The following is a 6,584-nucleotide window of genomic DNA, read 5'->3' as shown; positions in this document are numbered from 1 at the left end:
AGCAGCGTGGAGCGCTCCCGCCGCGGTGTGGCGCATCGAATCCGCGAAGATCGTCGCCACGCTCACACGGATGGTCGGCGATTTCGGTCATGCCGAAGACCTCGCCCAGGAGGCGCTCCTCGACGCGTTGACGCAGTGGCCGTCCGAGGGCGTACCGCGAAACCCCGCCGCGTGGCTCACAGCCGTGGCGAAGCGCAAGGCGATCGACGGCTGGCGCCGCCAGGAGCGGCTCGACGACAGGATCGCAGTGATCGCCCATGATCTCGAGCGGGAGCAGGCTGATGCCGCTGACGCCGACCCCTGGGATCCGGATGAGATCGACGACGACGTGCTGCGCCTCGTCTTCGTCTCGTGCCACCCCGTGCTCTCGCGAGAGGCCCGCGTCGCGCTGACGCTGCGGGTGGTCGCCGGGCTGTCGACCGAGCAGATCGCTCGGGCGTTCCTGGTGCCGGTCGCCACGGTCCAGCAGCGCATCGTTCGCGCCAAGAAGACGCTGGCGGCCGCGAACGTGCCCTTCGAGGTGCCGCCGCGCGACGAGTACGCGGAGCGGCTGAGTGCGATCTTCGGCGTGCTCTACCTGATCTTCAACGAAGCCCATGCCGCGAGCAGCGGGTCCGACTGGATGCGCCCCGAGCTCGGCGAAGAGGCCATCCGTCTGACACGCGTGCTCGCCGCGCTCGTGCCCGAGCAGCGCGACGCCCACAGTCTGCTCGCCCTGATGGAGCTCACGGCTGCACGCTTCCCCGCTCGGGTGGATGCAAGCGGGGAGCCGGTGCTGCTGGCGGATCAGGACCGGTCGCGGTGGGACAGGAGCCGCATCACCCGCGGCCGTGCCGCGCTCGCCGCGGCCGACCGCCTGGGCGGGGGACGCACGGCCTACGGGCTGCAGGCGGCGATCGCGGAATGCCATGCGGTCGCGGCATCCGTCGAAGACACCGACTGGGAGCGCATCGTGGTGCTCTACGAGGCGCTGGGGCGCATCGCGCCGTCGCCCGTCATCGAGCTGAACAGGGCTGCGGCCGTGGCGATGGCCACCGGTCCGGCATCCGCTCTCCGCATCATCGACCAGCTCGCGGCATCCGACGCTCTGAAGGGCTACCATCTGCTTCCGGCGACCAGGGGGGAGATGCTGCTGCGCCTCGGACGCAGAGAAGAGGCCCGTTCCGAATTCGCCACCGCCGCGAGACTCGCGGGGAACGAAAGGGAACGGGCCCTCCTGGAGGCGAAAGCCTCCGAGTAGTCGGATCTAGTCGCGGACCTTGTCTCCGCGGCCGACGATCAGACCGTAGATCAGCAGCACGATGATCGCGCCACCGATCGCGAGAGCCCACGTGGAGAGGCTCCAGAACTCGTTGAGACCGACACCGAAGAGCATTCCGCCGATCCAGCCGCCGAGGACGGCTCCGACGACGCCGAGGATGAGAGTGACGATCCAGCCGCCACCCTGCTTACCAGGCAGGATCAGTTTTGCGATCGCTCCGGCGATCAATCCGAGGATAAGAAATGCGAGGAAACCCATGATGTAAATCCCCTTTCTGTAGCGGTGAGCCAACTATGCTCCCCACTTTGCACAAAAGCCACCCCCTTGCGCGCGTGTCGAGAATATGGGAAAAGGCCCCAGCTCCGAAGAGCTGGGGCCTTTCAGCGGACCTTGTCGCGGTCAGTTGCTGCCGCGGGCGATCGCGATGATGCGCAGGATCTCGATGTAGAGCCACACGACGGTGACCATGATGCCGAAGCCGCCGACCCAGCCGTAGACGCGGGGTGCGCCGTTGCGCACGCCCTGCTGGATCTGGTCGAAGTCGAGCACCAGCGAGTACGCCGCCATGAAGACGACCAGCACGCCGATGATGACGCCGAGCGGGATGCCCATGATCTCGACGCTGCGAAGACCGAATGCGTTGTCGTTGATGCCGGTCCACATGAGCACGAGGTTCAGCAGCGAGAAGACCAGGTAGCCGACCATGGCGATCATGAAGATCTTCGTCATCTTGGCGGACGCGCGGATCTTGCCGCTGGCGAAGAGTGCCAGGGTCACGCCGACGACGGCGACCGTCGCCAGCGTCGCCTGCACGACGATGCCGGGGTAGAGGAGCTCGAAGAACGCCGAGATGCCTCCGACGAATACACCCTCGAACGCGGCGTAGGCGAAGATCAGCGCGGGGCGCACCTTCTTGCGGGACGTGAACGTGATGATCATCGCGAGGACGAAGCCGCCGAGTGCGCCGACGATCATCGGCAGCATCGACACGCCGGCCCGCGGGTCGACACTCACGCCGCCCAGCGTCCACACCCAGCCGACGACCGCGGTGACGAGCAGGATCGCGAACAGTCCGGCGGTCTTCCAGACCGTGTCCTCGACGCTCATGCGGTCGGTCTCGATGGCGCCTGCCGGCGGGGCGGCGTACATGCCCTCGAGCTGCGCGTTGGCTGCGGCATCCATCCCCGCGTGCGCGAGCGATGCGGTCTGCGCGGACTGGCCGGCAGCACCGGGGTACGTGGCGACGTTCCGAGGATCCTGCTTCTGGAATGCCGGGTTGTTGAATGCGAAATTGCTCATGGTGGGCCTCACTCCGAGTGGGTCTTAAGGTCGCTTTCCTCAACGATACCCGGGCTTTGTGATGTATGGGGTGTTCTACGCTGAGAGCATGCCCAGGAGGTCTCCGCTCGTCATCGGTCATCGTGGTGCCCCTGGCTATCGCCCTGAGCACAGCAGGTCCTCGTACGAGCTCGCGCTCGCCATGGGCGTCGACGCGGTCGAACCCGACATCGTCGCGACCAAGGACGGCGTGCTGGTCGTGCGCCACGAGAACGAGATCTCCGGCACGACCGATGTGGCCGAGCATCCGGAGTTCGCCGACCGCAAGACGACCAAGCGCGTCGACGGGCAGGCGCTGACGGGCTGGTTCACCGAGGACTTCACCTGGGACGAGATCGCCACCTTGCGCACCACCGAGCGGATTCCTGCGGTGCGTGCGGCGAGTGCGACCTTCGACGGCGGACAGGGCGTGCTGCGGCTCATCGACCTGCTCGACATCGTGCGTGAGGGTTCCGCCGAGCACGGCCGCGAGATCGGCGTCGTACTCGAGATCAAGCACGCCACCTACTTCGAGAGCATCGGTCTGGATCTGGTTCCCATGATCATCCACGACCTCCGAGAGGCGGGATGGGCCGATGGAGAACTTCCCCTGATCATCGAGGCTTTCGAATCGACGGTGCTCGCCCGTCTGCGCGCGCACGGCATCCCCGCCTCGTACGTGTACCTCATCGAGGCATCCGGTCGCCCGTACGACCAGCTCGTCGCGCACGGCAAAGCCGCTGCGACGTACAAGGCCACGGTCGCACCGCACGGGCTGGACGCCCTGGTCGGCGAGGTCGACGGCATCAGCGTGAACAAGCGGATGCTGCTCGCCAAGGGCAGCACGATCGTCGCCGACGCGCACGCCAGGGGCCTGAAGGTCTACACCTGGACGGCGCGGCCGGAGAACGCGTTCCTCGCGGCGGAGTTCCGCGGCGAGGGTGGCAAGGCGGCATTCGGCGACTACGAGTCGGAGTGGGCTGTGCTCGCCGACTCCGGGATCGACGGGGTCTTCGTCGACCACCCCGACCTCGGCATCGCGTTCTTCCGCGGCTGACGCTGTCCGGGCGCGCGCATCGGAGCGTCCGCCGGACATGGCCCGTTCACTCGGTGTACACGTTCCCGACTCAGAAATTTAAGCGCGACTCGATGGTCTGATCCCATCCCGTTCCTCTTCTGACCCTGGAGTCACATGTCTCGCCTGCAACGCGGGCTCGCGACGACGGCGGTGTGCGCGATGAGCGCCACTCTGCTGCTCGCAGTCCCCACCTCCGCCCTCGGCGCCGAGGCGCCGCTCGGTGTCCGGATCAACGAAGTCGTCTCCAACGGCGGCAGTCCCGACGATTGGATCGAGTTCTACAACCACTCCGACGCCGACGTCGACCTGAGCGGCTACATCGTCCAGGACAACAGCGACAAGAACCCGTACACGTTCCCCGAGGGCACGATCGTCGCGCCGGGCGCGTACCTCGTGCTCGACACGCTGTCCGACGCGGGCGAAGGCGACTTCGACTTCGGGCTCGGCAAGGGCGACAGCGTGCGCCTGTTCGCGCCCGGAGATGCCAACGGTGCTGAGCCGCTGCTGCAGACGACCTGGCCCGACGGCACGCACGCCGTGCCGAGCTGGGGCGCGCAGGACGTGGATGGCGAACTGGTCTGGAGCATCACGGGTGCCTCGACCAAGGGCGCGGAGAACACGTTCGAGGTGATTCCCGAAGAGCCGGAGGAGCCGGAGGCCGGTTCGGTGTTCATCAACGAGGTCGACTCGCAGCCCGCCGACTGGGTGGAGTTCTACAACCCCGGCGATTCTGCGTTCGATGTCTCCGGGTACGAGATCCGCGACAACTCCGACGACCACCGCTGGCAGTTCGCACCTGGCACCTCGATCCCCGCGGGCGGATTCCTGCTCGTGGAAGAGGGAACGGTCGGCATCGTCGACGGCGTCGAGACGGCGTTCCGCGACCCGATCGGCATCGGCTCGGCCGACCGCATCCGTCTCTTCGACACCTCGGGTGCGTTGATCGACGACACCCTTGCGTGGGAAGGGCACGCCGCGATCGACGGCGACTTCGCCGCCGCGACGCTCGCCCGCTGCATCGACGGTGAAGGAGCCTTTGCGCTCGCGACGCCGACACCGGGCGCGCCGAACACATGCGTCACCCCTGCCGTCGTGATCAATGAGATCGAGTCGAACGGCGATGCCACCGACTGGGTCGAGGTGCACAACACCGGAACGGCCGCCGTCGACATCTCGGGCTGGAGTGTGATGGACGACAAGCCCGCCGACCACGCGGCCGAGACCACGCCGCTTCCCGCGGGCACGGTGCTCGCCGCAGGCGGATACTTCGTGTTCGACCAGCCGAAGGACTTCGTGTTCGGCCTCGGCGGCGGCGACACCGTCACGGTGCGCGACGCGAACGGCAAGACGGTCGCCGAGCACGTCTACGCCGACCACGCGAAGGGCGTCTGGGCGCGCTGCGGCGACGAGTTCGTCGATGTCGCCGTCTCGACCAAGGGTGCGGCGAATGACTGCGAAGGCGGCGCTGAGCCCGAGCCGCAGCCGGAGCTCGCTCCGTGGCCCGGATCCGCTGATGTGCGGGTTCTCGACTCCGCACCGATGTTCCTCGAGGACAGCTCGGGACTCGACGTGCAGGAGACCGCCGACGGAACGTTCCTCTGGGCCGTCGACAACGGCGAAGGCCGCATCTGGAAGCTGAAGGCCGCGGCCGACGGTTCGGTGTCGATGGTCGACGGCTGGGCCGATGGCAAGCGCGTGCGCTTCCAGAAGGACGCCGCCGATCCCGGGGCTGCCGGACCGGACACCGAAGGGATCACCACCGATGCCGACGGTCTGGTGTACGTGGCATCCGAGCGCGACAACAGCGCCAAGGGCGTCAACCAGAACACGATCCTGCAGGTCGACCCGGAGGGTTCGGGCGCTGACCTCGTCGCACTCACCGAGTGGGACCTCACCGCGCTGCTCCCGGCCGTCGGTGCGAACCTCGGCATCGAGGCGGTCGAGTGGGTGCCGGATGCCGCGCTCACCGGAAAGCTGTTCGATGATGAGGCTCAGACAGCCTACGACCCGGCGACGTACGCCGGCAAGAACGACGGACTCTTCTTCGTCGCCGTCGAGGACAACGGCGGCGTGTACGCGTTCGCGCTGACCGCCGACGGATCGGCACAGCTCGTCTCGACGATCGATCCCGGCCTCGCGGGCGTCATGGCGCTGGACTACGACACGGTGCTCGGAGTGCTGTGGGCCGTATGCGACGACGGATGCCACGGAGCGTCGGCGCAGATCACCCTCAACGGCACGGCGGAGCCGGGCATCGCGCACTTCGCACGAGCTGCAGGCCTGCCTGACATCAACAACGAGGGCTTCGCCACGGCGCCGGCCTCGCTCGCGTCGAACGGTCAGCGTCCGGTGTGGTGGTTCGCCGACGGCTTCGTCTCCGAGGCGCTGCGCACAGGCACGCTGCCGGCCGGCGGAGGTGGAGAAGGCCCCGGTGAAGGTCCTGGCGAGGGTCCGGGCGAAGGCGGAAACCAGCCCGGTCCTTCGATCGAGCCGCTGCCGGGAGATGCGATCGTGGAGGGCAACCGTGGGGGAGCGACGGTCGACAAGACCTCGGTCGCACCCGGTGAGCAGGTGACGATCACGGTCGCGCAGCACGCCGGCACCGACGTCGAGGTCTGGATGTACTCCGATCCGACGTTCCTCGCCGACGGCACGCTGAACGCCGCGGGAGCGATCACGGTCACGATCCCGAAGGACGCCGCAGCAGGTGCCCACCGTCTCGCGGTCTACTCCGCGGACGGTGAGCTGCTGGGCTGGGTGAACATCCAGGTCACGGTCTCGGGCGGCGGTCTCGCGGCCACGGGATCCGAACTCCCGGCGGGCGCACTCGTGCTCGCACTGGGACTCCTGTTCGCCGGTGCGATCGCAGTGACCCTGCGCCGCCGGCGGCAGACGGCCTAGCCGAAGAACGCTGAGGGGGCGTGGAGC

General features: G+C 67.8%; 5 protein-coding genes. 3 read left to right on the top strand and 2 right to left on the bottom strand.

The window, feature by feature from the left end:
• Positions 1–25 precede the first annotated feature (25 nt).
• Complete coding sequence (locus ACNPNP_RS00655; RefSeq protein ID WP_448964210.1) at positions 26–1,240, top strand: RNA polymerase sigma factor; 1,215 nt, start codon at positions 26–28, stop codon at positions 1,238–1,240.
• Between the two features lie 6 nt (positions 1,241–1,246).
• Here the strand turns inward: ACNPNP_RS00655 and ACNPNP_RS00650 are convergent, their stop codons facing one another.
• Together ACNPNP_RS00650 and ACNPNP_RS00645 are read right to left on the bottom strand one after the other, a co-directional pair.
• A complete protein-coding gene (locus tag ACNPNP_RS00650) occupies positions 1,247–1,519 on the bottom strand; it encodes a GlsB/YeaQ/YmgE family stress response membrane protein (RefSeq protein ID WP_448964142.1) in 273 nt (90 codons plus the stop codon).
• Positions 1,520–1,660: 141 nt separating this feature from the next.
• Complete coding sequence (locus tag ACNPNP_RS00645) at positions 1,661–2,560, bottom strand: Bax inhibitor-1/YccA family protein (RefSeq protein ID WP_448964141.1); 900 nt, start codon at positions 2,558–2,560, stop codon at positions 1,661–1,663.
• A gap of 88 nt (positions 2,561–2,648) precedes the next feature.
• Here ACNPNP_RS00645 and ACNPNP_RS00640 point away from each other — a divergent pair, with 88 nt between their 5' ends.
• Both ACNPNP_RS00640 and ACNPNP_RS00635 read left to right on the top strand, forming a co-directional pair.
• Entirely contained in the window at positions 2,649–3,635 is a 987-nt protein-coding gene (locus ACNPNP_RS00640; RefSeq protein ID WP_448964140.1) for a glycerophosphodiester phosphodiesterase family protein, read from the top strand.
• A 135-nt stretch (positions 3,636–3,770) separates the two neighbouring features.
• Positions 3,771–6,557 (top strand): lamin tail domain-containing protein, encoded by a 2,787-nt coding sequence (locus ACNPNP_RS00635; RefSeq protein WP_448964139.1) that lies wholly within the window; start codon positions 3,771–3,773, stop codon positions 6,555–6,557.
• Positions 6,558–6,584 lie beyond the last annotated feature (27 nt).

This window comes from Microbacterium xerophyticum (assembly GCF_053543555.1).
This window is presented reverse-complemented; position numbering and strand designations above follow the sequence as displayed.